Below are 26,994 nucleotides of genomic sequence, written 5' to 3' on the forward strand. Positions count from 1 at the left end.
CTGTCCGGCCGGCTTACTGCTGCGGCTGGATGCTCACGAAACGACGGTTGTGCGGGCCACCCACCTTGAAGACGACCTGGCCGTCAACCTTGGCGAACAGCGTATGGTCCTTGCCACAACCCACGCCCTCGCCGGGATGATACTGCGTCCCGCGCTGACGAACGAGGATGTTGCCGGCGCGCACGACCTGACCGCCAAAGCGCTTCACGCCCAGGCGTTTGCTCTCGGAATCGCGCCCGTTGCGGGTACTGCCGCCTGCCTTTTTATGTGCCATGGTTCAGCTCTCCTGAATGCCTGCGGCGATCAACCGGCGATGCCGGTGATGCGCACGGTGGTGTAATGCTGGCGGTGTCCCATCTGCTTCTGGGAGTGCTTGCGCCGCCGGAATTTCATGATGTGGATCTTCTTGGCGCGGCCATGGTCTTCGACCTTGGCGGTGACCTTGCCACCGTCCACCAGCGGGGCCCCGACGCGGACATCGTCACCCGCACCGACCATCAGCACCTGGTCAAACTCGACCTCGGAACCGGCCTCGGCCTCGAGCTTCTCGATGCGAATCACGTCGCCTTCGGCGACGCGGTACTGTTTACCACCTGTTGCGATGATCGCGTACATTTCCCTGGGACTCCGTTGCGATACCTTGTGTGGACCAGCTGACTGGGAGCTGGTCTCGCGAAAGGGCGGAAATGCTAGCAGCGCTTCTCGCTCGGGTCAATGCCGGGAAGCGGCCAGGCCGCGGGAACGCTCATGGACGGGCACACGCGAACACCCCGTTCTTCGATCCGGGGCGCGCGGCAACGGCCCTTGGCCCATCCGGCCCGCAAACCGCTCCGGCGCGCGCCCGAACTTGTACATTAGGCAGCGTTTCCCTAGCATGCCTTCGCCCCTCACGACCACCTCACATGAGCCTGCTTGCCTACCCCCATGCCCATTGAAGCAATCCGAGAACTGGCGGCCGACGACATGCAGGCCGTCGACCAGTGCATCCGCGAGCGCCTCAGCTCGCCGGTGGTGCTGATCAACCAGCTCGGACACTACATCATCCATTCGGGCGGCAAGCGCCTGCGACCGCTGCTGGCCACCCTGTCAGCGCGGGCCTGCCATGTGCAGGGCCAGGATCCGGTGACCCTGGCGGCGGTGGTGGAGTTCATCCATACCGCGACCCTGCTGCACGACGATGTGGTGGATGCCTCCGAACTGCGCCGCGGCAACGAGACCGCCAACCACATCTTCGGCAACGAGGCCGCCGTCCTGGTCGGTGACTTCCTCTACTCGCGCGCGTTCGAGATGATGGTCGAAGTCGGATCCATGCGGGTCATGGAGATCCTCTCCCACGCGACCAACGTGATCGCCGAGGGCGAGGTAATGCAGCTGATGAACTGCCACGACGCCGACGTCGACGAGCAGCGCTACATGCACGTGATCCAGTCGAAGACCGCCAAGCTGTTCGAGGCCGCCTGCCAGCTGGGCGCCATCCTGGGCGAACGCCCGGAACACGACGAGCAGGCGCTGGCCCGCTACGGCATGCACCTGGGCACCGCCTTCCAGCTGATCGACGACGTCCTGGACTACTCCTCCGATGACGAGGTGACCGGCAAGCGCATGGGCGACGACCTCGCCGAGGGCAAGCCCACGCTGCCGCTAATCCATGCGCTGCGCGTGGGCTCCCCCGATCAGCAGGCCGTCGTGCGCCGGGCGATCGAAGAAGGCGGCCGCGATCAGGTCGACGCCGTGCTGCAGGCCGTACACGGAACCGACGGACTGGCCTACACCCGCTCTCGCGCCGAGGCCGAAACCGACGCCGCGATCGAGGCAATCTCCACGTTGCCCGATTCGCCCCAGCGTCAGGCCCTGATCGATCTCGCCCGTTTCGCCGTCGGGCGCAACCACTGACGCGGCGCGACCCACGCCGCATGGCGGGTCGACCGTTACCGATAGGATTTTCAGCGCCCGGGGCATGGACACGCCCCGGGAGGCTCGGCATAATAGCGGGCTCGGTTCGGAGTGTAGCTCAGCTTGGTAGAGCACTGCCTTCGGGAGGCAGGGGTCGAAGGTTCGAATCCTTTCACTCCGACCAACCTTCTTCTTGACCCTGGTCTTCCGGCCTGTGGCCCGATTCAAGCGGCCCATCCGGAAGCGGCCAGATCCCGATCACGTTCAGGCCCTGCGGACACGTCCATGACCGCCAATACCCCGGCCGTTCGCGGCACCCTCTATATCGTTTCCGCGCCCTCGGGTGCCGGCAAGACCAGCCTGGTCGCCGCCCTGCTTGAATCGGTGACGGCGGTGGAGGTCTCGGTTTCGCATACCACACGGACGCCGCGCGCCAGCGAGGTCGACGGACAGCACTACCACTTCGTCAGCGCCGAGACCTTCCTCGGGATGATCGAGGACGGCCAGCTGCTGGAACACGCCAAGGTGTTCGACAACTTCTACGGCACCGCGCTCGCCAGTGTCGACGAACGCCTGGACGCCGGCGTGGACGTGATCCTGGAGATCGACTGGCAGGGCGCGCGTCAGGTGCGCGCCGCCGTGCCGGATGCGCATTCCATCTTCATCCTGCCGCCCTCGCGCGACGAGCTGGAACGCCGCCTGCGCGGCCGCGGGCAGGACGAGGAAGACGTGATCCAGCGCCGTCTGCGGGATGCCGAATCCGACTGCACGCATTTCCGCGAGTACGACTACACCGTGGTCAATGCCGACTTCGACCAGGCCGTGCGCGATCTGGCCTGTATCTTCCGTGCCAACCGCCTGCGCACCGTGGAACAGGAGATCCGATCCGCATCCACGATCGAGAATCTGTTGGCGGGCGCGCATGGGTCGGCGTAACATGCAAGTTTCAAGAATTTACTGACCGGAGTATCCGATGGCACGCGTCACCGTCGAGGACTGCCTCGAAAATGTCGAAAACCGTTTCCAGCTGGTGCTGATGGCTGCCCGCCGGGCCCGCCACATTGCCCACGGGAAGGAAGCCCGCGTACCCGAGGACAACGACAAGCCCACGGTCATCGCCCTGCGCGAAATCGCCGCCGGCGTGGTCGGTATCGAGGTGTTCGACGAACACGACGAACGGCCCCAGAACCAGATGCTGGACTTCAGCACCATCCGTCATCTGGAACAGCTGGAAGCCGACGAGCGCTAGGAGATTTTCTGAATGGCCGCTGGGCAGCCAGCTTCGCCCGGGGCCCCCTCCTCGGTACCGGGCGACTCGACCCGATTCCTGATCAGCGATTTATGTTCCGAGCTCGAGTCCTACCTCGAGCCGGAAGAGGTCGAGGAGGTCTATCGCGCCTATCTCCTGGGCGCGGAATCGCACGAGGGCCAGACCCGCAAGACCGGGGAGCCCTACATCTATCACCCGCTCGCCGTGGCTCGCACCATGGCCGAGATGCGGATGGACCACCAGGCGATCAGCGCCGCCATCCTGCATGACGTGATGGAGGACACCGCCACCAGCAAGGACCGTATCCGCGCCGAGTTCGGCGAGGAGGTCGCAGAGCTGGTGGACGGCGTGTCCAAGCTGACCCACCTGCAGTTCCAGTCGAAGGCCGAGGCGCAGGCGGAAAACTTCCGCAAGATGATGCTGGCGATCACCCGCGACATCCGGGTGATTCTGATCAAGCTGGCCGACCGCCTGCACAACATGCGCACCCTCGGTGTGATGCGCCCGGACAAGCGCCGCCGCATCGCCAAGGAAACCCTCGAGATCTATGCCCCGATCGCGCAGCGCCTGGGCATGAATGCCATGCGCCGCGAGCTGGAGGAACTCGGTTTCTCGGCCAAGCACCCCTGGCGCGCCGCGGTACTGGAACGCGCAGTACACCGGGCCGGCGGCAACCGCCGCGAGCCGATGAAGAACATCGAACAGGCGATCTGCTCGCGCATGGAGGCTTCCGGGATCATCGGGCGCATCTCCGGGCGCGAGAAGAGCCTGTACAGCATCTACCGCAAGATGCGCGACAAGCACCACTCGTTCGAAGACGTGTTCGACGTCTTTGCCATCCGCATCATCGTCGACGACGTGGACACCTGCTACCGCTCCCTCGGCGTGGTGCACAACCTCTACAAGCCGGTGCCGGGACGCTTCAAGGACTACATCGCGATCCCCAAGTCCAACGGCTACCAGTCGCTGCACACCATCCTGTTCGGCCCGCAGGGCGCCCCGATCGAGGTGCAAGTCCGCTCCACCGAGATGGATCGCGTGGCCGAGAGCGGGATCGCCGCACACTGGCAGTACAAGGCCGGCAGCGAATCCAGTCGCACGGCCCAGAGCCGGGCACGTGAATGGCTGAAGGATGTCCTCGAGATCCAGAACAGCGTCGGCAACTCCATCGAGTTCCTGGAGAACGTCAAGGTCGACCTGTTCCCCGACGAGGTCTACACCTTCACCCCCGAGGGCGACATCCTCGTGCTCCCGCGCGACGCCACCCCGATCGACTTCGCCTACGCCGTGCACTCGGACGTCGGCAACCGCTGCGTGGCCGCCAAGATCGATCGCCAGCTCGCCCCGCTGTCGGTACGCCTGCAAAGCGGCCAGACGGTGGAGATCGTCACCTCGCCCGGCGCCCGCCCCAACCCGGCCTGGCTGTCCTTCGTGGTCACCGGCAAGGCGCGCACCGGCATCCGCCACTGCCTCAAGTCCATGCAGTCCGAGGAGGCCCGCACCCTCGGCGAGCGCATGCTGGAAAAGGCGCTGGAATCCATGGATACCAGCCTGCCCCGCATCTCGCCGGCCCGCCTGGACCAGATGCTGGACGCGATGCAGCTGGAAGACCTGGACGCGCTGTTGATCGATATCGGCCTGGGCAATCGCATGGCCTCGCTGGTGGCCCGCCAGATGGTCGGCAAGGAAAGCCCCGACCCGACCGCCACAGAGCCCGCTACTACGACCACGCTCGCGGTCAACGGCACCGAAGGGCTGGTGCTGAATTACGCCCGTTGCTGCCACCCGATCCCGGGCGACCCGATCATTGGCCAGTTGAGCGCCGGGCGCGGCCTGGTGGTTCACCGCGAGAACTGCCGCAACGTCCTGCACGAGACCCGCGACCGGTCCGACCGCACCATCGCGCTGGAGTGGTCGCATGAGCCCCAGCTGCAATTCACCGCCGCCGTACGCACCCGCACCGCCAACCGCCGCGGGGCGCTGGCCGACATGGCCGCGGTCATCGCGGATCACGGCTCCAACATCGAGCACATCTCGTTCAACGAGCAGGACGGCCACTCCACCGCGATGACCTTCCTGCTGACCGTACGTGACCGCCAGCACCTGGCCCAGATCATGCGCGGCCTGCGGCGGCTGTCCGACGTCCTGCGCATCTCGCGCCAGCGCGGCTGACACGCAACGCCCCCGCTGATCCGCCACCCGGCGGGCAGGCTTCTTGCAGCCGCCCCGCGCGCAACGGAAGATCGGGGCATGATCGTCGACATCCTCAATGAAACACTGGGCGTCGCGCTCACCGCGGCGCCCTGGCTGCTGCTGGGCCTGCTGGCCGCCGGCGCGGTCAAGGCCCTGATCCCGGAGGCCGCCCTGCAGCGCTGGCTCGGCGGCGCCGGCCTGGCGGCCACGGCGCGCGCCGCCGTCGTCGGGGCCCCGTTGCCGCTTTGTTCCTGCGGGGCCATCCCCACCGCCCTGGCCCTGCATCGCGGCGGCGCCGGTCGCGGGCCCACCACCGCCTTCCTGATCGGAACGCCGGGTGTCGGCGTGGACTCGCTTGCCATCAGCTACGCCCTGCTGGGCCCGGTAATGGCCATGGCCCGCGCCCTTGGCGCCATCGTCACGGCCATCACCACGGGGTTACTGGTGGGGCGCACGCGCGCCGCGACGGCCCCCCCGGAGGCAACCAGGGCCGAACCCGACACCTGCGGCGGATGTTGCGGGACCGACACGGGCTGCGCCACGCCCGAAGCCCCGGAACGCCTCTCCGCACGGCTCCGCAGCGGACTGCACTACGCCTTCCACGACGTCCTCGACGATATCCGCCTGTGGCTGGTGATCGGCCTGCTGGTCGCCGGCGCCCTGCTCGCCCTGGTCCCGCCGGCCACCCTGGCCGCCTGGGGTTCGGGCCTGGCGGCGATGCTGGTAATGGCCGTCATCGGCATCCCGATGTACCTGTGCGCGACCGCCGCCACGCCCATCGCCGTGGGTCTGATCGCGGCCGGGGTCTCGCCCGGCACGGTGCTGGTGTTCCTGCTGGCCGCGCCGATCACCAGCCTGGCGACGCTGGGCGTGTTCCGCCGCGAACTCGGCACCCCGGCGCTAGTGCTCTACCTGGCCGGAATCGCGGCCACCACCATCGCGCTGGGGCTCGCCCTGGACGCCGGACTGGCCCGTACCGGGGTCGACGTCGCCACCCAGATGGGCGCCGCCGGCGAGCTGCTGCCCGCCTGGCTCGAGTGGAGCGCCCTGATCATCCTGATCGTCATGGCCACACCGGTCCTGCGCCGGTGGCTGGACCGCCTGATCCCTCATCCACACCCGCGGAGTGCGTGAATGTCCAATCGTTCCATCGGACTCGATGAACCGCTGTACCACTACCTCCTGGAGCACTCGCTGCGCGAGCCCGACGTACTGGCGCAGCTGCGCGCCGAAACGGCCAGCCTGCCCGAGGCGAACATGCAGATCGCCCCGGAGCAGGGGCAGTTCATGGCCCTGCTGGCGAAGCTCATGGGCGCACGGCGCTATCTGGAGATCGGCACCTTCACCGGCTATAGCGCGCTGGCCATCGCCCTCGTCCTGCCGGAGGGCGGCGAGATCGTCACCCTGGACAAGAGCGCGGACTGGACCGCCACGGCCCGGCGCTACTGGGAGCGCGCCGGGGTCGCCGGACGCATCCGGCTCGAGCTGGGCGAGGCGCACAACACGCTGCAGGCGCTGGAGGCCGCCGGCGAGACCGGTCGCTTCGATCTGGCCTTCATCGATGCCGACAAGACCGGCTATCCCGACTATTTCGAACACTGCCTGCGCCTGGTACGCCCCGGCGGCCTCATCCTGACCGACAACACCCTGTGGCACGGAACCGTCGCCGACCCGGACGACCAGCGCGACGACACCCGCGCGATCCGCGCCTTCAATGACGCCCTGCATCACGACGAACGCATCGACCTCTCGCTGGTCCCCATCGGCGACGGCCTGACCCTGGCCCGCCGCCGCTGAAGCAGAGGCTGCCCTGGATTCACCACAAAGCCTCCGGAGCGCATGGAGAAGGGCCAGGTCAAGGGCGAATCCTCCACGAAGCCTTACCGGCAAAGGCCGCTGTCGCCTAGGCCACGGCGGCATATGGCACGGCGCTCCACTGACTGCACCACCCAGCCCGCCTCGACCTCGTCCAGCTCCAGGCGGAATTCGTAGGCACTGACGGCATCGTCGCGCAAGCCGGTCAGGCGGACCTCGGCGCGCTCCGGACGCGGCTGGTCGATCTCCAGCCCGGCGTAGTCAACCGCCAGTCCAGAATGCCAGGGGCTGGCCGCCAGCCACGCCATCACCGCGGCACCGGGCATCACCGTGGGCGCCTGCGAAGGCACCGCCTGCGCCTCGAAGGCCGTAGGCGCCGACTCCCAGCCGTCCGGCGCAGTGCCCGTTTCCGGGCCCGAAGCGGACGTGGCACAGCCGGCCAGCAGTATCGTCAGACACCCCCATGCAACCCGCCATCCCCATCGCATCCCGTGGTTCCTCTCGCAAAAATTTCCCTGCCCACGAACATACCGGACCACCAAACGTCCTACCATGGAAGGAAGACCAGATCAGTCCGCCGCCCTGCGCGGACCGGGAGGAAGACACCATGAAACTGCTCAAGCTGCGCTACATCCTGATGACGAGCCTTTGCGCCCTGTTGCTGGCCGCAAGCCCGCTCCACTCCGACGAGCATGCGTCCGCCGCAGAGGACGACGCCACCGCCAGCGAGATGGAAGAACTGCGCGAATCCTGGGCCGAGACCCGCGAGGAGATCCAGGAAGAAAGCACCGAGGCCGGTGAGGCCACCCGCTCGCGCACCCGCGAGACCCTGGACGCGATGGACCGCGAACTCGGCCGCCTGGGCGACAACCTCCGCGAGGGCTGGGATGACCTGAGCGACGCGACTCGCGAGCGCCGCGAACGCGCCTACGACGGACTGGTCGAGGAACGTGACCGCCTGGCCGAATGGTCGAGCGAGATGCGCGAGCGCTCCTCCGGTGCCTGGGGCGGTATTCGCGACGGGGCAAAGGACGCCTGGGGCGGCGTGCGCGACGGCTCGCGCAAGGCCTGGGGCTCGGTGCGTGACGCCTTCCGCGGCGGCGACGAACCGTCCGGGAATGCGGGCGAGCCGGACGTTCAGGACTGATGCGGCGACACCCATCGCTCACCCCCTGGATCGGCAGCGTGGCGCTGATCCTCGCATCGGCCAGCCTGACCGGTTGCGACGGGTTCGGCGGCGCGTCCGGGACACCCGACCACCTGGAGCGCACCACGGATCCGGAGGTCCTCCAGCGCGGTGAGCGCCTCTACCAGCAGCACTGCGTCGCCTGCCACGGGGCGCAGCGCGAGGGCGCCGAGGACTGGCGCCAGCGCAACCCCGACGGCACCCTGCCGCCGCCCCCGCTGGATGGCAGCGCCCATACCTGGCACCACCCCTACTGGCAACTGAAGGACATGATCCGTTTTGGCGCCGAGGCGCGTGGCGGCGCAATGCCCAGCTTCGAGGACACGCTTTCGGAGGCGGATGTCGAGGCGATCATCGCCTGGCTGCAGTCGCACTGGCCGGACGAGATCTTCGAGGCCTGGACACGCTACGACCGCAACCACCCCACCCAGGCCGATTGGGAAGAGGCCATGGGCGAACCCTGGGTGACCCACCCCGACGGCTAACCCGACTAACCCGACGCCGAGCCATACGCACACCGCCGCAGTCCCGATACAATGCACACGGAATGCGTCGGCCTGTTCCGGCGTCAGTCATTCGAATGAGACGCTGCGCGGTCACCGCATGGCAGGGAATGCAGTAAAACAAGGACGGCCGGGAGGGGCCCATGCATGATGCCAAACAGCGCGCGTGTCACAGCGAGCACCGGGGGTGCGCGTGAATCGACGCGCCAACGACTTCGCGGCGGTTAGCGAACAAGCCCGTCTGCAAGGCCTGGTCGAGCAGGAACGCCAGGCAAGGCGCCGCGCCGAGACCCTGGCCGAGACCCGGCTGCAGGACGTCTACGCCAAGCAGAAACAGATCGAGCTGCTCAACACCATTGCCTCGACGGCCAACCAGTCGGACTCCATCGCGCATGTTCTGCGCGCGGCCCTCGCGGCCATCGGGCAGTACCTCGACTGGCCGGTGGGGCATGTCTATCTGGCCCGACACGACGAAAACAGCGGCTGCAGAGAACTGAACCCCACCGGCATCTGGCACCTCGCCACCGCCGAGCCGTTCACCGAGTTCTGCGAGAACACCGACAGCACACCCTTTGCTAGTGGCCACGGGCTACCCGGCCGGGTACTCGCGAACGGCGAACCGGCATGGATCGAGAACCTGGCCGCGGACGACAATTTCCCGCGGGCACCGCAGGCCGCCGCCAGTGGCCTGCGGTCCGGATTCGCCTTCCCGGTCATGGTCGGCCAGGAGGTCGCCTGCGTCCTCGAGTTCTTTGCCACAGAACCCACCACCACCGACCCCGACCTGCTGTGGCTGATGTGGCAGATCGGCGTGCAACTGGGCCGCGTGATCGAGCGCAACCGCCACGAAGAGCACCTGCTCCACAACGCCTCCCATGACCAGCTGACCGGGCTCCCCAACCGCCGTCTGTTCCACGACCGGCTGGCCCATGCCATTGCCCGCGCCACCCGCGAACCCTTCAACCTGTTCGCCGTGCTGTTCGTGGATATCGACCGCTTCAAGGTCGTCAACGACAGCCTCGGGCACCCGGCCGGCGACGAACTGCTGGTGCAGGTCGGGCGGCGCCTGCTGAACGCCCTGCGCCGGAACGACACCGTCTCGCGGCCCAAGGGGGACAAGGCCAACCGCCCGGACGACACCCTCGCGCGCCTGGGCGGCGACGAATTCACCATCCTGCTGGAGGGCCTGCATGAGCCGGTGGACGCCCTGCGCGTGGCCGAACGCCTGCAGGCCGTGCTGCACGAGCCGTTCACCATCGCCGGACAGGATATCTACGTCACCGTCAGCATCGGCATTGCCACCCGCCCCTACGGCCAGAGCTGCCCCGCCCGCGAGACCAACGCGGCGGACGACCCCGCGCGCCCGGCCACGCCGGACGACCTGATGCGCGAGGCAGACATGGCGATGTACCGCGCGAAGTCACTGGGCAAGGCCCGCTGCGAATTCTGCGACCCCGGCATGCAGACCCAGGCGCTGCAAAGCCTGGCCCTCGAGACCGACCTGCGCCATGCGGTGGAGCGCGGCGACTTCATCGTCCACTTCCAGCCCATCGTGTCACTCGGCGAGGACTGCATCACCGGCTTCGAGGGCCTGGTGCGCTGGCAGCGCAACGGCGCGCTGGTCGCGCCGGACGACTTCATTCCCATCGCCGAGGACACCGGGCAAATCCACCTGATCGACATGCAGGTGCTCTACACGGCCTGCTGTCAGCTGGTGCAATGGGGGATCGACCACCCCGAGATGCCGCTGACCATCAGCACCAACCTCTCCGCCCGGCAGCTCACGCGCCCGGGACTGGTCGACGAGGTGCAGACGATTCTTGCCGGCACCGGGGTGTCGGCCTCCCAGGTGCGCCTGGAGATCACCGAGACCGCGACGCTCGGCAATCTCGACGAACTAATCGAGACCCTGCACCGGCTCAAGGCCCTGGGCATCAGCCTGGCAATGGACGACTTCGGCACCGGCTACTCGTCACTCAGCTACCTGCACCGGCTACCACTGGACATCCTCAAGATCGATCGCAGCTTCGTCTCCGGGCTGGACCACGACGAATACAGCCAGCGCCTGGTTCAGACCGTAATCCACATGGCCCGCAACCTGGGTCTGGAGGCCGTGGCCGAGGGCGTCGAAAGCCATACCCACGCCGCGACGCTGCGCGCCCTCGGCTGCACCCTGGCCCAGGGCTACTACTATTCCCCACCGGTGGACGCCGCCAACGCCACGGCCCTGCTTTCCGGCGATGCCCTGGTGGGCTGTCGGTAGAACGACCGACGGCTGCATGGACTCGGAAAAGCATGGGGCACCTGTCACACGGCCTGCGGTGCCACCCCACGCCGGCGCGCGATCACTTGACGCACCACTAGCTTCTCCAGCTCCACGATCACGAACACCGCCAGCCCGAATGCCAGGATGCGCGCCCAGTCGTCCGCACCGATGGCGGTGGTCCCGAACAGCGTGTGCATCAGCGGGACATAGGTAAACGCCAGCTGCAGCACCACCAGCACCCCGATCGCCAGCCACATCGCGCGCGAGCGGAACAGCTCCCCGCCCGGTAGCACCGGCTGGTGGATCAGCCGCAGATTCAGCAGGTAAAACGCCTGCCCGGCCACCAGAGTGTTGATCGCCACCGTGCGCGCGACTTCGTCGGCGACCCCGGCAAGACTCTCCATGTAGACAAAGTGACCGAAGGTGCCGACCCACAGCAGCAAGGCAACGAACGGGATGCGCCACAGCAGGAAGCCGGACAGCAACGGGGCATTCGGCGCGCGGGGCGGGCGCTGCATCACCCCCGGCTCGGCGCGCTCGAAGGCCAGCGCCATCGCCAGCGTCACCGACGTCACCATGTTGACCCACAGCACCTGCACCGGGGTCAGTGGCAGCGCCAGGCCCATCAGGATGGCCATCATGATGGTCAGCGACTGCCCGGCGTTGGTCGGCAGCATGTGCAGGATGGCCTTGCGGATGTTGTCGTAGACCGTGCGGCCCTCCTCGACTGCGTGGGCGATGGACGCGAAGTTGTCGTCCGCCAGCACCATCTCCGAGGCCTCCTTGGCCGCTTCGGTACCCTTCCCGCCCATGGCCACGCCCACATCCGCGCGCTTCAGCGCCGGGGCGTCGTTTACCCCATCGCCGGTCATGGCGACGATCCGTCCGCCCGTCTGCAGCGCCTTCACCAGACGCAGCTTGTGCTCCGGCGAGGTCCGCGCGAAGACATCCGTGCGCTCCGCGATCTCCGCCAGCGCGGCATCGTCCAGCGCATCCAGCTCGTGACCGGCGCGTGCCTCGGCCTCCCGCCCCAGGCCCAGCTGCTCGCCGATCGCCCGCGCAGTGGCCAGGTGGTCCCCGGTGATCATCTTCACGTCGATCCCCGCCGCGCGACAGTCAGCCACCGCGCGGATGGCCTCCTCGCGCGGCGGGTCGATAATGCCCACCAGCGCCAGCAGGGTGAAGCCACCGGCCTCGACATCGTCAAAGCGCAGCTCGCCACCGTCCGCTTCGGCCTCGCGCACCGCGACCGCCAGCAGGCGCTGGCCGCGGGCCGCCACCGCCTCCATCGCCGCGTGCCAGTGATCCGGATCCAGCGCCTCGCGGGTCTCGCCATCCACCTGCTGCTCGCTGCAAAGCTCCAGTACGCGCTCGGGCGCGCCCTTCAGGAAGATCCACGCATGCCCCTCGTGGTCGTGGTGCAGGGTGGCCATGTAGCGATGATCCGACTCGAAGGGGATCACATCGGTGCGCGGCAACCGTTCGCCCTCCAGGTGCAGGTCGAGCCCAGCCTTGCGCGCCAGGGTAATCAGCGCGCCCTCGGTCGGGTCACCCTCCATCACCCAGTCGCCATCCTTCTCGTAAAGCCGGGCGTCGTTGCACAACAGACCCGCGCGCAGCACCTCGCTCAAGAGCGGGTCGTCATCCGGGTCGATGTCCCGCTCGTCCTCGGAGAACTGACCCTGCGGCGCGTAACCCACGCCACTGACGAGGATCTCGCGGGTGGCCGTACGCAGCGTCTGGGCGGTCATCTCGTTGCGCGTGAGCGTGCCGGTCTTGTCGGAACAGATCGTGGAGACCGAACCCAGGGTCTCCACCGCCGGCAGGCGGCGGATAATGGCATTGCACCGCGCCATCTTCTGCACCCCGATGGCCAGGGCAATGGTCATGATCGCTGGCAATCCCTCGGGGATGGTGGACACCGCCAGGCTGGCCGCAGCCAGAAACATCTCGTCCAGCGGATAGCTGCGCACCCAGTAGCCGAAGGCAAAGGTGGCCAGCGCAAGCACCACGATCACCGCGGCCAGCCAGTGGCCGAACTGCTCCATCTGGCGCACCAGCGGCGTCTCCAGCCCCTCGACTTCGCCGAGCATGGTGGAGATACGCCCGATCTCGGTATGCTCACCGGACGCCACCACTACGCCCATACCGCGGCCAAAGGCGACCAGCGTGCCGGAGAAGGCCATCCCGCGGCGATCCCCCAGGTCCGCCTCCGGCTCTACCGCGGCGGCGTCCTTCTCCACCGCCACCGACTCACCCGTCAGCACGGCCTCTTCCAGGCGCAGATTCTTGGTCTCGAACAGGCGCAGGTCCGCGGGTACCCGGTCCCCGGCCTGCAGGTACACGATGTCCCCCGGGACCAGCTGCTCCGCGGGGATCTCGCGCCGCTCGCCGCCGCGCGCCACCAGCGCGCGCGGGGAGAGCATGCGGCGGATGGCGTCCAGGGCCTTCTCCGCCTTGCCCTCCTGGACGAACCCGATCAGCGTGTTGATCAGGACCACGGCCAGGATCACACCGGTATCCACCCAGTGACCCAGCAGCGCCGTCCCCAGCGCGGCTACCAGCAGGATGTAGATCAGGACATTGTGGAAATGGCGCAGGAAGCGCCGGAGAACACCCGCCCGTTCGGGCGGACGCAACTGATTGGGGCCGTAGTGCGCCAGGCGCTCCTCGGCCTGTTCTGCCGTCAGCCCCTCGCGCGAGGTCCCCCAGTGTTCGAACGCGGCATCCGCGTTCTGGCTGTGCCATGCCGGGACATCGCGATCCGCACGGGGGGACTGGGGGTCGGAAACTTCGGCCATGGGCAACCCATTCGCGTGTCAGCGTTGCCCTATCGTCCCCCGGCACCCGGGGGACGGCAAGCCCCAGGGAAACCCTGATCGGTGTATCCCTGGATGCCTGCCTGTCGCCTCGGCGAACGGATCAGAACTGCATCCCGACCTTGCCCATCACGCGCATGTTGTCGGCATCCGCGCGGCGGCCGTCGAAACGGTCGTTCTCGGTGAACTGGTAGCGCGCCTCCAGCCCCAGGAACCACTGGCGATCCAGCTGGTACTTCAGGCTGCCGCCCACCTGGGCCGCCCACAGGCCGTTCGTCTCGTCGTCCAGTTCGGCCCGCACGTAACCAATGCCCGGACCGAAGCCCAGCGACAGACGTTCGTTCGGCTCGAACATCCAGTGGCTGTTGATCTCGGCGCTGGTCATCTTCAGTGGGTCGTCGCTGTAGCGGCTCACGCTGAAGTGATGACGCAGCACCCCGGTGGCCGGCTGAAACAACTGGCAGTTGGCACCGATCTCGACCCCATAGGCCGCATCGGAACTGGCATCGGAGAGGTCCGGAGAAACCACCCCGCCCAGCAGGGCCACGCTGGGCTCCATGCCGCGCTCGACCGCGCTGGCCTGCGCGAACGGCACCAGCACCAATGCACCCAGGGCCAACATCGACATCGTCTTCTTGTGCTGCATCGCACACCTCCTGATCGACATGAATAAGCAGACGCTAATGGTAGACCAGCATGGCGTGATCTTCATCACGCGCTCACGGAACGCGTGGCCCGGAATGGAATTTTCCTCCCCGCAGTTGCATCTCTCAGCCGAAGCTCGACCCCGGAAGGGTTTTCCTGATCCCTGAAAAATTCAGGGGAACCCTCGGCGGCCGAAGACCTCGAAGGGGGTGAACCCGCCCAACCCGGAAAGGGCGAAGTTCGCTGTTCCAAGCAACAAGAAGACCCATCCACTCAGAAGCAAACGGAGGACCTCATGTCCGACCAACCGAATGCAAACCGTCGAAAGTTCCTGCGTCAGGCATCCGCGGCCGTGGCGGCCATCCCGGTGATCAGTCTGGCTGGGATGTCCACGGCCAAGGCCGACAACCCTAAGGCCGAGGACGGCCACCGCCACGACTACGTGAACAATGCAGCAGACGCTGCCGGTCACGAGGACTACTCGGAAGGCGAGAAGTGCAAGAACTGCGCCTTCTGGGGCGGCGGCGACGCCGAATGGGGCCAGTGCTTCCACGCCGACTTCCAGGGTGTTCAGGTGAACGCCTCTGGCTGGTGTGACGAGTACGTCGGGGCCTGATCCTGACACCTCTGTCCGGCCCGGGTATCCGGGCCGGACGCTGGCCTCCCGCAGCACTCCCCCGCTGCGACTTGCATCCCCGCCGCACCACCCCGCAAGCTAGACCCTCAATTCCGTAAACCGGCCTCACTCTTGCCGAACGTGGCCGAAAGGAATGTGCGTGCCTGACCACTCATCCCGGCCGTCTCGCCGCATCGCCTCCGGCGACCCACGCCCCGACTCGCGAGTCGGCCGCTGATGGACCCCTCGCCCGCCGCTTTCACCATCCTCTACCTGGTCTACGGCCTGGCGTTCTTCTCGCTGGGTGTGGTCGCCCTGATCCTGCCGCGGGGCGATGGCACGCTGCCATTTGCCCGGCATTTCTGGCTCCTGGCCCTGTTCGGTCTGGTCCATGGCACCTACGAATTCCTGCAGGCCGCAGGCCTGCACTATCCGCCCGCCCGGGACCTGTGGCTCAACGCCATCTGGCAACTGCTCTCCTATGTGCCGCTGCTGGAGTTCGGACGGCGCGCCCTGATCGCCAGCCATACGCGCATCCGCCTGGATGCCCTGTGGCTGTACCCGGTCATCGTTGCCGGGCTGCTGCTCGTCATCGGGATGGCGGAGGATCCGGGCCGCGGCCTCGCCAATGGCGGGCGCTACCTGGTCGGCGTCCCCGGCGCACTGCTCGTCGGCCTGGCCTTCTGGTTCCTGCTGCGGCGCCCCGCCCTGCGCGCCCCGCAACCCGGCGATCATGGCCGCCACTATCCGGCCGTAGCCACCCTCGCACTGGCCTTCCTCGGCTATGCCCTGCTGACCCCGTTCCCGGGGATCGTCGATCCGGGGCTTCCCGGCTGGCTGCCAACCTATGGCGACTTCCTCGAGGCGACCGGGCTGCCGGTACAGCTGTTGCGCATGTTCACGGCCCTCCTCGCCGGCATCGCATTGATGAGCCTGACCCGCACCCTGGGCACCCAGCAGGGCAACGACCTGCTGCGCATCCTCGACACCCTCAACGGCTTCGTCTATCGCTGCCGCAACAACCCGACCTGGGACGTGATCAATGCCGAGGGCGCACTCGAGGAATTCACCGGATACCGGCGCGGGGATTTTGTCGAGGGCGGCATGACGTTCGGCGACCTGGTCCATCCGGATGATCGCGAACGGGTATGGCGCGAGGTCTCGGAGGGCCTTCAGCGCTCCGGTCAGTTTCAGATCCAGTGGCGCATGATGCGGCAGGATGGGGGCGTATGCTGGGTCTTCGAGCGTGGGGCCGGCACCTACGACGACCGGGGCCGGCTTCGGTACATCCAGGGCCACGTGATCGATGCCGACGAACTGGTCACCACCAGCGAGAGCCTGCGCGCCAAGACCGACGAACTGGAGGCCTTTCGGTCCACCCTCGATCTGACCCTGGACGCGGTCTTCCTGTTCGATGTCGAGACCCTGCGCTTCATCTACGTGAACCAGGGGGCGGTGGACCAGACCGGCATCCCGCGCGAGGAACTGCTGACCCTGCACCCCTTTGATATCAAGCCGGACTTCCCGGAAGGCCGCTTTCGTCAGCTGATCGAGCCGCTGCGCCGGGGCATACGCGACCAGCTCCGCTTCGATACCAGCCACCGGCATCGCGACGGCTTCGATGTGCCGGTCGAAATCTCCCTGCAGCTGGTCGCACCCCGCGGCGAGACGGCCCGGTATGTGGCGATCTCGCACGACATCACCCAGCGCAAGCGCAACGAAGAGGCGCTGCTGCAGGCCCTGGCCGAGCTGGAGACCTCGCGCGACGAACAATCCCGCCTGCTGGAACTGACCCAGCGCGAACAGGGGCGCATGGCCGCCCTGCTCTCCGCGATGAGCATCGGCATCCTGTTCGAGGACCGCGAAGGGCGAGTGGAATACGTGAACCCGGCCTTCCGCCGGATGTGGGCCATCGACAACCAACTGGAATTGGTGGGACGGGCCTCACGCGAGGTGCTGGAGCACTCCACCCACCGCTTCGCCCGGCCGGACCACGCCTCGCGCCATGTGCTGCACGTGCTGGACACCCACGAGATCAGCGAACGCTTCGAGGTCGACCTGTACGACGGGCGCATCCTGACTCAGGTCTCCTACCCGGTGCACGATACCGACGAGCGCACCATCGGCCGCCTGTGGCTGTACGAGGACGTGACCCACGAGCGCCAGACCGCCCAGCAGCTGGTCTATCTGGCCGAGCATGATGCCCTGACCGGGCTCTACAACCGCCATCACTTCCAGAAGCACCTGGAACACATGATCCACAGCGAACGCCGCCGCAACGGCCGCTTTGCCCTGCTGTATTTCGATCTCGACGAATTCAAGACCATCAATGACACCTTCGGCCACCGCGCCGGAGACACCGTGCTGGTACGCGCCGCCGGCGAGATCGCGGCACTGGTGCGCAGCCAGGATATCTTCGCCCGCCTGGGCGGCGACGAGTTCGCGATCCTGGTCGACCGCGAATCGGATCAGGAACCGATCGAGCTGGCCGAACGCGTCGGCCGCGCAATCGCCTCAATCCCGTTCCGCTTCCGCGGCCAGAACTACCGGCTCACCGCCAGCATCGGCATCGCCCACTACCCCGAGCACGGTGACAACGTCGAAGATCTGGTGGCCCACGCGGACACCGCGATGTACCAGGCCAAGGACCTGGGCAAGAACACCTGGGCGGTATTCGACCGCAGCCGCAACACCGCCGAGCACATGCTGGAGCGGATGTCCTGGAGCCAGCGCATCGCTACGGCCCTGGAGCTGGGCCACCTGGAGCTGCACTACCAGGGGATCTACGCCATCGATGACGGCCACCTGCACCACCTGGAGGCCCTAGTGCGCATGCGCGACCCGACCAAACCCGACGAGATCGCCATGCCCGGCCAGTTCATCCCGATCGCGGAGAAGACCGGCCAGATCCTGGATATCGACCGTTGGGTGATCCGCGAGAGCATCGCCCGCCTGGCCGGCGACCCGACGATCGCCGGCATCGCGATCAACATCTCCGGGCGCAGCTTCGACGAACCCAGCCTTCCGCAGTACATCGCCCAACAGCTGGAACAGCATGCGGTCGAACCCCGCCGGCTGATCATCGAGCTGACCGAGACCGCCGCGGTGTCCGAGATGCAGGACGCCCAGCGCTTCATCGAGGCGCTGCAACAAACCGGCTGCACCGTCTGCCTGGACGACTTCGGCTCCGGATTCTCCACCTTCGCCTACCTCAAGTACCTGGGCGTGCAGATCCTCAAGATCGACGGCATGTTCGTGCGCGACCTGCCCAACAACCGCGACAACCAGGCCTTCATCCGCGCGATGGTCGATGTCGCCCGCGGTCTCGACAAACGCACCGTCGCCGAGTGCGTGGAAGACGGCCCGACCCTCGCGATGCTGGCCGAACTGGGCGTGGACATGGCGCAGGGCTATCACCTGCACCGGCCATCCCTGGAGATCCCCCGCGAACGGAGCGACACGGAATAGGCCCAGCGTTCCTTTCCGGAAAGCGGCTCAGTCCATCACTTCGACACGCTCAACGAGCTCCGCCCCACCCCCCTCGAAACGAAAGCCGACGGCATCCGTCGCGACCCGGAACTCGCCTTCCGCCTGTATCCAGCCCTGCTCCAGGACGCTCGCGTCGACCCGTTCGAACAGCCGCTGCAGCGCCAACGCAGTGGCACCCCGGGCCGCGTATTCCAGGCCGTGGCGCTCCCATCCGGCACGGGCCGCATCCGCCAGTCTCCAGCCGGTCTCGACGAACCCGGCAATCCACAGCGCGCGCAGCACCCCATCACCCCACTGCTGGCGCAACTGCGCCATCCCGGAACGCGTATCCGCGGCGGCCTCCACCGTCGCGACCAGCGATGCGGGCAATAGCTCGCGCCAGTCATCGCTCTCGAAAGCGCCCGGCATCAAATCCTCGTCGATAATCTGAACGAAGTCCGGGACCGGGTCGGAACCCGTGCGCTGCGCCAGCTGGATCAATGCCCCGGCCTCGTCGCGATAACCGGACAGGGCAAACCCGCACAAGTGATGATCCACGATGTCGTGCACGAACACCGACGTCGGGATGCGCTCGCCGGCGAAGGGCGTCGCCGCGATCACGTCCGTGCCGCGTCCTGGCAGATCCAGCTTCCAGCCACGCACCCCAAAGCCATCCGCCCAGGATTCGGCGTAGTGCGCCGGGATGGCCACGCCACCCTCGTCCCTATCCTGCAGACCCCGTTCGCGCGTCATTGGCTCGTCTCCGTACCAGGTGTCGTCCTTGCACTTTACCGACCGGTCAACTAGTGTGCAAAGACATGGAAGCCATCACACCCAACGACACCCGCGGCGCAAGCCGCGAAGCCCTGCTGCAGGCCGCCCGCGACCTCATTGTCACGCGCAGCTACGCCTCCGTCGGCATCGCCGAGATCTGCGCGCAGGCGGGCGTGCGCAAGGGCAGTCTGTACCACTTCTTCCCCGGGAAGGAGGCGCTCACCCTGGCGATGCTGGACGCGCTCTACGCGGACTTCGAGCGCGAGGTGCTGATCCCCGGGCTGTCGGGCGCCAACGGGCTCCGCGCTCGCATCGACGCGTTCGTCCAGGCGATCCATGCCTTCGAGGCGCGGATGCAGTCGGAATCCGGACAGCTGCCCGGCTGCCCCTTCGGCAACCTGGCGGTGGAGATGGGTACCCACAACCCGGCCCTGCGCCAGGCGATCCGGAAGCACCTGGATGCGGTCACCGCACATTTTCGCGCCGTGCTGGACGCGGCCGTACAGAACGGCGAGCTTCCGCCCGAAACCGACACCGCTGCTGCCGCCGAACAGTGGCTGGCGCTGATGGAAGGGATCCTGGTGATGGCCAAGGCCGATCAGGATCCGGCCACGATCCTGCGCCTGGGCCCCGCGCTCGGGGCGCTCCTGCTCAACCCGACCCCGGAGGTCCACCATGAGCGATGAACACTTCCCCCTGCATGACGCCGCCAGCGCCCCCGACGCGAAGCCGGCCTTCGAGCAGGCCGAGCAGACCTTCGGCATGGTCCCCAACCTGATCCGCAAGATGGCCAGCGCGCCAGTCCTGGCGGAGGCCTATCTGTCCCTCAATACCCTGCTGCAGCAGACCTCCATGAGCCCGACCGAGCAGTGCACCCTGTTGCTGACGGTCAGCCGCTATCACGAATGCGACTACTGCATGGCCGCGCACAGCATAACCGGCCGCATGACCGGCGTTCCGGACAGCGTGGTCGATGCGCTGCGCGAGGACCGGCCGATCGACGACCCGAAGCTGGAGGCACTGCGCCAGTTCACCCACGCCATGATCGAACAGCGTGGCTGGGTCGACGAGGCCACCCAGCAGGCCTTCCTGGACGCCGGCTACACGCATCCACAGATGCTGGAGGTGATCCTGGCGATCGGCCTGAAGACCCTGTCCAACTACACCAACCACATCGCCGGCACCCCGGTCGACGAGCCCATGGCCGGCGAGCGCTGGACGGCACCGGGCGCATAACCACGCCGTCCCAACGTCCCCGAAGGAGAAACCAACATGAGCGAAGAAACCGCCGATCTTGTTGTCATCATGATCACCGGGCCGGAGAACAAGCGTCGTCTGCCGTCGGCCTTCTTTCTGGCGGCCACCGCCGCCGCAAGCGAACAGAACGTCATCATGTACTTCACCGGGCCGGCCACGGAACTGCTGAAAACCGGCGTCGCCGAGAACATCCATCCCATGGAGGGCGGCAAGAGCATCGCCGACTTCATGAAGAACGCCATGGACAACGGCGTCCAGATGATGGGCTGCCGGCAATCGCTTGAGCTGAACGGAATGGATGAATCGGATCTGGCCTACCCGGACCTCCCCTTGCTTACGCCCTCGCAGGCCTTGCCTTCGCTGGGGTCGGCCGGCAAAGTCCTGACCTGGTAATCACCCGAGGGGCCGCACCGGTGGCCCCTCTCCGACCGGAGGCGTACAGGGGCGTGCCGGACCATCGCAAGCGCATCCTCCTGCTGTCCTCCTATCGCGCCGACAGCCACGCGGCCTGGGCGGACTGGTTAACCAGCACCTTCGATGCGTTCGACTGGCGGCTACTGGAACTGCCTGGGCGCCACTTCCGTTGGCGCATCCGTGGCAACCCGATCTCCTGGCTGGACGCACTGGCGACCACGGAAGCCGACGCAGTCATCGCCACCTCGATGGTGGATCTCGCCACCCTGCGCGGACTCCAGCCCCACCTCGCCGCCCTGCCGACGCTCTACTATGTGCACGAGAACCAGTTTGCCTATCCGCTGGGCCCGCAACAGGTGGATTCGGTGGACCCGCAGATGGTGCAGATCTATGCGGCGCTGGCCGCGGACCGCATCGCCTTCAACTCGGCGTTCAACCGCGACTCGTTCCTGGAAGGGATGGCGACCCTGCTCGGACGCATGCCGGATGCGGTACCTTCCGGGATACGCGACCGACTGACGCAGCGCAGCGCGATCCTCCCGGTGCCGATCCAGCCAACGGCCGTGGCCGGCGGCACTCGCGATCCGGGCCTGATCCTCTGGAATCACCGCTGGGAATACGACAAGGCCCCGGAGGTCTTTGCCGAGGCCATGCTGACGCTGGCCGGGTCGGGCGTGGATTTCCGTCTTGCCCTGCTGGGGCCGCGGCCGGCGAATGCCCCCGAACCCCTGCAAAAGCTGCGCGAGGCCCTGGGGAACCGGATCATCGCCGATGGCAAGCTGCCCCGCAGCGAATACGACGCGTTACTGGGCCTCGCAGGCATCGTCGTCAGTACCGCCCGGCACGAGTTCCAGGGCCTGGCAGTGCTGGAGGCCAGCGCCGCTGGTGCCACACCGCTGGTCCCGGATGCCCTGGCCTACCGCGAACAATACCCCGATGCCTGTCGCTACCCGCAAGGCGATGTAGACACGCTGACGGACCGCCTGCAGGCATGGCTGCAACAAGGGCCCCCGCCCGCACCCGACGTCTGCGCGTGGACGCCGGAGCGGTTGGAGCCGGATTGGCAAGGAATGCTGGACGACCTCGTCGCGGGTAGCCGCAAGAGGCCACGGGTCAGTCGCGGCTGACGACGACCCGATCCGACATCTCGTCCTCGGCCACGAACACCGGGCGGATCACGTCGCGGTAATTGCGGATGCGCTGCACGTAGTACACCGGCTGATACCCGCGCGCATAGCCGTAGCGCAGATCCTTGTAGTAACGCTCCTCGGTCAGTAGCGGCAGGATCTCGCGCATGTCGGCCCAGCGATCCGGGTCCCGTCCCAGCTCGCGCGCCAGGCGGCGCGCATCCAGCAGGTGGCCCCGGCCAATGTTGTAGGCCGCCAGCGCCAGGTAGGTACGATCCGGTTCGACGATGTCATCCGGCAGCAACCCGTGCTGACGCTGCAGGTAGCGGGCCCCGCCGTCGATGCTCTCCACCGGGTCCAGGCGATCCACGCCCAGCGACTCGGCGGTGCGACGGGTCAGCATCATCAGCCCGCGCACGCCCGTCGGGCTGCGCGCCTCCGGATCCCAGTGCGACTCCTGATAGGCCAGTGCAGCCAGCAGATCCGCGGGCAAATCCGTGCGCTCGGCCGCCTCCTCGAAGTGGGGATGGTACTGGGGCAGGCGATCCTCTATGCGCCGGTTCAGCGCGCGCAGGTCGACGAAGTCGAACTGGTTGATGTAGGCGTAATAGCGCTCGTCCACGAGGTCGCGCAGCTCGCGGCCACCGGCGCCCTGCATCCAGGTCGCAGCCAGCTCGGCGAGCTCGGCATGCTCCGGATCGACATACCACCCCAGCGCGCGCGGCGCGGACAGATCGAAGGCGATGTCGAGATGCGGGAAGGAGCGGCGGTTGTAACGCACGATGTGCGAATCAGCCACGGTGCAGCCGATCTCCTGCCGGGCGACCTGCGCCATCAGGCGCTCGGTGCCGATCTCGCGCACCTCGAAATCGACCGATTCCGGCAGCGCCTCCTCCAGGGTTTCGACGTAGCTGCTGCCGGCCGAGACGACCAGATCGACGCCCTCCAGCTCGTCCGTCGAACCCGGCAGGCCGGACAAGTCGCGATGGCAGACCACCTGCTCGCTCACCTCCATGTAGTGCGGACCGCGGCGAAAGCGCTCATCGCGCGACGGCAGATGGGTCAGACCCGCTGCCGCCATGTGCGCCGCGCCGGATTCGAGCGACTCGAGGACACCGGAAACCGAGTCGGCCATGACCCATTCCACCTTCCAGCCATGCGCCAGGGCAAAGCCTTCGACCAGGTCGTGCTCGGTGCCGGATGTCTCCAGATGCTGGTCAAAGTACCAGGTGGTGGGTGCGTTGCGGGTCACCACGCGCAGCGTCCCGGTCTCCTCCACGGAGGCCAGGCGATCGCCCGCAGCCGCGTTGGAAACCATCGTTCCGGATTGCCCGTTCTCCGAACCACACCCGGCCAGTAACGCCAGCAGGGCCGCCGGGATCAATGCCCGGAAGGCTCGCCCACAGCGCGCGGAGCGAGTGACCCGTCCCTTGCGCTTCGATTGTTCGGTCATACCGGTTTCCTTCCCGTCGGCAGCCGGCGTCAAACGCCAACCGATTCCATGACGGATCCATGAATGTCCGATACCGAGACTAGGGTTTTGCGGAATGGTTCTCAAAAATACCCACACTCGCGGGGTTGCAGAATCACCAAGTATCCGTTCACGGATGTTCGGCTCACCCGTGCCGGTGGGCACAAGGGCGACACGCCCTGTACAGTCGAAGTCCGGCCCATCGCCGAGCGAACGACCGCGGCCAGGAACAAGGCCAAAGGCTCCGCCAAACCCAGCGGGCATCCTTGAGGCCTGGGAGGCACTGATCAATTCGCACGCCCGTGCTCGAGTTGAGCAGTGCCTCCCTGGGGGAACGCCTCGACATCCGCGCGATCCAATCGCCCGTCACTTGCCAGGAGCGCGACAACATGCCCGTGGAATCCCTTCTCCTCCTCCTGCTCATCGGCGGCATTGCCGGCTGGCTCGCAGGCCTGCTGGTACACGGGTCCGGGCAGGGCATCCTGCTGAATATCGTGGTTGGCGTGATCGGCGCCTTCCTCGGCGGCTGGCTGTTCACCCAGCTCGGGGTGCAGGCAGCCGGACTGATCGGCAGCCTTGCCGCCGCCACCGTGGGCGCCGTGCTGCTTCTCGGTCTGCTTCGCTTGATCCGAAAGGCCTGATCCACCCGATCCAAGGAGTTCTCATGATCCAGATCCTCGGCATCATCCTGCTGGTTGGCGGCCTGATCGCCGCCCTGGTCGGTGTTCAGGACGCCTTCGGCATGCGCGAGCGCGCGGCGCGGCTGTTCCTTGGCCGCTTCACCCGGCGCACCCTCGCGCTGCTTATCGGTGGCGGCGTGGCCGCGCTGATCGGCCTGATCCTGATGACCTCGAAAATGTGATGCGGTTGGCGTGATCTTCCCGAGGCGGTAGGGTCCGCCTCGGGGGAGCCTGCGACCGACACCGGACGCGGCATCGCTGCGGCCCCCCTGGAACAAAAAACGAGGGGAGACCGCATGACTCTGACACCGTCGCGCCGCCTGGCGCTCTCGATCGCCGTTAGCTCCGCCCTGTCTGCCGCCCCCGCAACCCTGATGGCCGCCGGCTTCTACATCCAGACGCAGGGCGCGTCCGGCCTCGGCCGGGCCCATGCGGGGGATGTCGCCGTCGCCTCAAATGCCTCCACCATCTACTTCAATCCGGCCGGCATGACCCGCCTGAAGGGCAACGAACTCCAGGCCGGTGTGCATCTGCTGATGCCCAACTCCGAGGTCAATCAGCGCAGCACCCAGATCCCCGGGCGCGACAGCAGCAACCCCTATGACCCGACCCCGGTGCCCAACCTGTACTGGGCACAGCAGTACTCCGACCGAGTCTGGCTGGGCTTCGGCCTCAGCGCCCCGTTCGGCCTGAAGAATGAGTACAACGACAACTTCTTCGCCCGCTACGACTCACTGGAATCCGACCTGCGCGTGCTCAATCTGCAACCGAGCATCGCGTTCGAGCTGACCGACCGGATCTCCATCGGCGGCGGCCTCGACCTGCAGTACGCCGATGCCACCCTGCGCAGCGCGACGCCGGACCCGGCCGGTCTCAATCCGGACACCGACGGGAAATTCGAACTCGAGGGCGACAACTGGGATGTCGGCTTCAACATCGGCATGCTGTTCGACCTGAGCGATGCGACCCGCCTGGGCATCCATTACCGTGAAGGCGTCACCCATACCCTCCAGGGCACAGCCACCGCGACGCTATCGACAAACGACCCCCTACGCGCCCAAGTAGGCGACACCATCGTTCAAGGTGGCCAGGCCGACCTGAAGCTGCCCGATATCGCCTCGATTGGCATTCGTCATCGCTTCAGTGACCGCTGGACTGGCCTCGCCCAGTACACCTGGTTCAACTGGTCGAACTTCGACGAGATCCGGATCCAGTTGCCCCAGGGCAACGAGCAGGTGTTGGAACAGAACTACCGCAACAGCTACGCCCTGGCGGTGGGGGCCGAGTACGCGATGAACCCGCGCTGGACCCTGCGTGGCGGCATCCAGTACGACCAGACCCCGACGCAGACCAACGGGCGCGGCACGCGCACCCCGGATGGCGACCGCACCTGGTTCTCCTTCGGCGCCAGCTACGCCCGCAGCGAGCGCTTCACCTTCGACCTGGGCTACAGCTACATCCACATCGCCAGCGAGGATCTCGACATCACGCGCAGCTTTAACGGGACCCACATCAACATGCAGGGGACGACCAAGGGTCACGTGCACGTCCTGTCGGCCGCCATGCGCTACCACTTCTAGCGCCGAATCCGGGGCCGGGCATACGCCCCGCCCCGTTCATCACCGCTCCAGCTCCACTTCGCAGGCCGCCGCCAGGGCGCGCCGGTCGGCGTCACTCAGATCGCGCCGCCCGGCGTTGGCCTCGCCCAGGATCGCGTGCATCACCGCGGTCGGGTCGTCCACATGCTCGATCCCCAGGGCGTGCCCCAGCTCGTGCGCCAGCGTCAGGCGCAGCTCGTCCGCGTCACTGGCCTTGAACACGGTGATGGAGCGCCGCGCGCCCTGCTGCTCGTAGACCGCCATATCGAAGGCCCCGGTCGCGCCGATCTCGCGGTTCAGTTCCGCGACCCGTTCGTTGAAGCCATCGATCTCGCCCTCGAGGTCGCGGATCTCGCGGTTGAGCTCGTCGCGCCGACGATCCAGCGTGCGGCGGCGCTGCTCCAGGTCGTCCCGCGCCGCATCCAGCGCCCGGCGCTGCCGTTCCAGCCGCTCGCGGTTCCCCGCGCTGTGCGCCATGCGTCCGGCATTCCAGGCGGCCACCGCCTCTTCGTACTCGCGCTGGCGCGCCTGAAGGTCGTCCAGGCGTCGCTGATAGCCCGCGGCATCCGCCGCCAGCGCCGAGTGACGGTGATCCAGGCGCTCCTCGCGCTCGGCGATCCCCCGCTTGAGCCGGTCCAGCTCCGCGCGCGCCCGGTCGCGGCTCTCGGCACCCGCCTGGCGCTCGTCGAACACCAGCCGCACCGGCATGCCTTCGCCCTCGCGCTGATGGAAAAGTGTTTCCGGCGTCTGCCCGTCCCACATGCTCACGGCGGCATCCAGGGCCGCCTGCACCGCGTCACGCTCCAGCCGGAAGCGCGGGTCCACAGCCTCCAGATGCAGGGTGATGGGCACCTCGCAGCGCGGCGCGGCCAGGTGCGCATGCCCCGCGGAGCCGCCCGACAATTGCCCCTCCTGCCACAGGACACCGCCCAGCGCGAGCGCCCCGACACCGCCGACCAGCCATAACGGTATTGCCATTACAGTTCCTCCCTCGCACAC

General features: G+C 67.2%; 26 protein-coding genes and 1 tRNA gene. 19 read left to right on the plus strand and 8 right to left on the minus strand.

The features are described 5' to 3' along the window. Positions 1–13 precede the first annotated feature (13 nt). Entirely contained in the window at positions 14–274 is a 261-nt protein-coding gene (rpmA, locus tag G335_RS0108895; protein WP_017941884.1) for a 50S ribosomal protein L27, read from the minus strand. A 29-nt stretch (positions 275–303) separates the two neighbouring features. After that, a complete protein-coding gene (gene rplU / locus G335_RS0108900; RefSeq protein ID WP_018146302.1) occupies positions 304–615 on the minus strand; it encodes a 50S ribosomal protein L21 in 312 nt (103 codons plus the stop codon). 309 nt (positions 616–924) lie between these two features. Between rplU and ispB the strand changes: the two genes are divergently transcribed. The 7 genes from ispB (at position 925) to G335_RS0108935 (ending at position 7,153) form a co-directional block, all read left to right on the plus strand. After that, on the plus strand, positions 925–1,893 hold the full coding sequence (gene ispB, locus G335_RS0108905) for an octaprenyl diphosphate synthase (protein ID WP_018176512.1): 969 nt from the start codon (positions 925–927) through the stop codon (positions 1,891–1,893). Between the two features lie 107 nt (positions 1,894–2,000). Next, a tRNA-Pro gene (locus tag G335_RS0108910) sits at positions 2,001–2,077 on the plus strand. A gap of 101 nt (positions 2,078–2,178) precedes the next feature. Beyond that, positions 2,179–2,829 (plus strand): guanylate kinase, encoded by a 651-nt coding sequence (gmk, locus tag G335_RS0108915; RefSeq protein ID WP_018176513.1) that lies wholly within the window; start codon positions 2,179–2,181, stop codon positions 2,827–2,829. Between the two features lie 37 nt (positions 2,830–2,866). After that, complete coding sequence (gene rpoZ / locus G335_RS0108920; protein ID WP_018146305.1) at positions 2,867–3,142, plus strand: DNA-directed RNA polymerase subunit omega; 276 nt, start codon at positions 2,867–2,869, stop codon at positions 3,140–3,142. Positions 3,143–3,154: 12 nt separating this feature from the next. Further along, positions 3,155–5,335: a bifunctional GTP diphosphokinase/guanosine-3',5'-bis pyrophosphate 3'-pyrophosphohydrolase gene (spoT, locus tag G335_RS0108925; protein WP_018176514.1), complete on the plus strand. Its 2,181-nt coding sequence runs from the start codon at positions 3,155–3,157 to the stop codon at positions 5,333–5,335. Positions 5,336–5,413: 78 nt separating this feature from the next. Beyond that, complete coding sequence (locus G335_RS0108930) at positions 5,414–6,490, plus strand: SO_0444 family Cu/Zn efflux transporter (protein WP_018176515.1); 1,077 nt, start codon at positions 5,414–5,416, stop codon at positions 6,488–6,490. Then, positions 6,491–7,153, plus strand: coding sequence for an O-methyltransferase (locus G335_RS0108935; RefSeq protein ID WP_018176516.1), 663 nt, complete (start codon positions 6,491–6,493; stop codon positions 7,151–7,153). A gap of 83 nt (positions 7,154–7,236) precedes the next feature. Here G335_RS0108935 and G335_RS0108940 read toward each other — a convergent pair whose 3' ends face one another. After that, positions 7,237–7,497, minus strand: a complete 261-nt coding sequence (locus G335_RS0108940) for a hypothetical protein (RefSeq protein ID WP_018176517.1) — start codon at positions 7,495–7,497, stop codon at positions 7,237–7,239. 281 nt (positions 7,498–7,778) lie between these two features. Between G335_RS0108940 and G335_RS0108945 the strand changes: the two genes are divergently transcribed. The 3 genes from G335_RS0108945 to G335_RS0108955 all read left to right on the plus strand — a co-directional run bounded on the left by G335_RS0108945 (position 7,779) and on the right by G335_RS0108955 (position 11,123). After that, on the plus strand, positions 7,779–8,318 hold the full coding sequence (locus G335_RS0108945; RefSeq protein WP_018176518.1) for a hypothetical protein: 540 nt from the start codon (positions 7,779–7,781) through the stop codon (positions 8,316–8,318). Next, a complete protein-coding gene (locus tag G335_RS0108950; protein ID WP_018176519.1) occupies positions 8,318–8,842 on the plus strand; it encodes a c-type cytochrome in 525 nt (174 codons plus the stop codon). Before G335_RS0108945 ends, G335_RS0108950 begins: the two co-directional genes overlap by 1 nt. Positions 8,843–9,047: 205 nt before the next feature. Then, positions 9,048–11,123 (plus strand): bifunctional diguanylate cyclase/phosphodiesterase, encoded by a 2,076-nt coding sequence (locus tag G335_RS0108955; RefSeq protein WP_018176520.1) that lies wholly within the window; start codon positions 9,048–9,050, stop codon positions 11,121–11,123. A gap of 44 nt (positions 11,124–11,167) precedes the next feature. On the opposite strand, the gene G335_RS0108960 is transcribed toward G335_RS0108955, so the two are convergent. Both G335_RS0108960 and G335_RS0108965 read right to left on the minus strand, forming a co-directional pair. Next, complete coding sequence (locus tag G335_RS0108960) at positions 11,168–13,927, minus strand: cation-transporting P-type ATPase (protein ID WP_018146313.1); 2,760 nt, start codon at positions 13,925–13,927, stop codon at positions 11,168–11,170. 121 nt (positions 13,928–14,048) lie between these two features. Then, positions 14,049–14,591 (minus strand): outer membrane beta-barrel protein, encoded by a 543-nt coding sequence (locus tag G335_RS0108965; protein ID WP_018146314.1) that lies wholly within the window; start codon positions 14,589–14,591, stop codon positions 14,049–14,051. A gap of 294 nt (positions 14,592–14,885) precedes the next feature. Here G335_RS0108965 and G335_RS0108970 point away from each other — a divergent pair, with 294 nt between their 5' ends. Then, on the plus strand, positions 14,886–15,206 hold the full coding sequence (locus G335_RS0108970; RefSeq protein WP_018146315.1) for a high-potential iron-sulfur protein: 321 nt from the start codon (positions 14,886–14,888) through the stop codon (positions 15,204–15,206). Positions 15,207–15,443: 237 nt separating this feature from the next. Next, on the plus strand, positions 15,444–18,674 hold the full coding sequence (locus G335_RS0108975) for an EAL domain-containing protein (RefSeq protein ID WP_018176521.1): 3,231 nt from the start codon (positions 15,444–15,446) through the stop codon (positions 18,672–18,674). A 27-nt stretch (positions 18,675–18,701) separates the two neighbouring features. On the opposite strand, the gene G335_RS0108980 is transcribed toward G335_RS0108975, so the two are convergent. Then, entirely contained in the window at positions 18,702–19,427 is a 726-nt protein-coding gene (locus tag G335_RS0108980; protein WP_018176522.1) for a hypothetical protein, read from the minus strand. Positions 19,428–19,492: 65 nt separating this feature from the next. Here G335_RS0108980 and G335_RS0108985 point away from each other — a divergent pair, with 65 nt between their 5' ends. Genes G335_RS0108985 through G335_RS0109000 form a run of 4 tightly spaced genes read left to right on the plus strand, consistent with a single transcriptional unit; the run spans position 19,493 to position 22,246 of the window. Then, positions 19,493–20,134: a TetR/AcrR family transcriptional regulator gene (locus G335_RS0108985; protein WP_018167989.1), complete on the plus strand. Its 642-nt coding sequence runs from the start codon at positions 19,493–19,495 to the stop codon at positions 20,132–20,134. Further along, a complete protein-coding gene (locus G335_RS0108990; RefSeq protein WP_018176523.1) occupies positions 20,124–20,684 on the plus strand; it encodes a carboxymuconolactone decarboxylase family protein in 561 nt (186 codons plus the stop codon). The genes G335_RS0108985 and G335_RS0108990 overlap by 11 nt, the downstream gene beginning before the upstream one ends. A 36-nt stretch (positions 20,685–20,720) precedes the next feature. Continuing rightward, a complete protein-coding gene (locus G335_RS0108995; protein WP_018176524.1) occupies positions 20,721–21,098 on the plus strand; it encodes a DsrE family protein in 378 nt (125 codons plus the stop codon). 53 nt (positions 21,099–21,151) lie between these two features. Beyond that, entirely contained in the window at positions 21,152–22,246 is a 1,095-nt protein-coding gene (locus G335_RS0109000) for a DUF3524 domain-containing protein (RefSeq protein WP_018176525.1), read from the plus strand. Here G335_RS0109000 and mltF read toward each other — a convergent pair. Further along, positions 22,233–23,699 carry a membrane-bound lytic murein transglycosylase MltF gene (gene mltF / locus G335_RS0109005; RefSeq protein WP_018176526.1) on the minus strand — a complete coding sequence of 489 codons (1,467 nt, stop codon included), beginning with the start codon at positions 23,697–23,699 and terminating at the stop codon, positions 22,233–22,235. The two genes, G335_RS0109000 and mltF, sit on opposite strands and share 14 nt — an antisense overlap. 407 nt (positions 23,700–24,106) lie before the next feature. Between mltF and G335_RS0109010 the strand changes: the two genes are divergently transcribed. The 3 genes from G335_RS0109010 to G335_RS0109020 all read left to right on the plus strand — a co-directional run bounded on the left by G335_RS0109010 (position 24,107) and on the right by G335_RS0109020 (position 25,977). Next, entirely contained in the window at positions 24,107–24,358 is a 252-nt protein-coding gene (locus G335_RS0109010) for a GlsB/YeaQ/YmgE family stress response membrane protein (RefSeq protein ID WP_026304801.1), read from the plus strand. A gap of 23 nt (positions 24,359–24,381) precedes the next feature. After that, complete coding sequence (locus tag G335_RS0109015; protein WP_018146324.1) at positions 24,382–24,579, plus strand: DUF3185 family protein; 198 nt, start codon at positions 24,382–24,384, stop codon at positions 24,577–24,579. Between the two features lie 114 nt (positions 24,580–24,693). Further along, complete coding sequence (locus G335_RS0109020) at positions 24,694–25,977, plus strand: OmpP1/FadL family transporter (RefSeq protein WP_018176527.1); 1,284 nt, start codon at positions 24,694–24,696, stop codon at positions 25,975–25,977. A 39-nt stretch (positions 25,978–26,016) separates the two neighbouring features. Here the strand turns inward: G335_RS0109020 and G335_RS0109025 are convergent, their stop codons facing one another. Then, a complete protein-coding gene (locus tag G335_RS0109025) occupies positions 26,017–26,973 on the minus strand; it encodes a matrixin family metalloprotease (protein ID WP_018176528.1) in 957 nt (318 codons plus the stop codon). Between the last annotated feature and the right edge of the window lie 21 nt (positions 26,974–26,994).

Source organism: Thioalkalivibrio sp. AKL8, assembly GCF_000380525.1.
GTDB classification, from domain to species: domain Bacteria; phylum Pseudomonadota; class Gammaproteobacteria; order Ectothiorhodospirales; family Ectothiorhodospiraceae; genus Thioalkalivibrio; species Thioalkalivibrio versutus.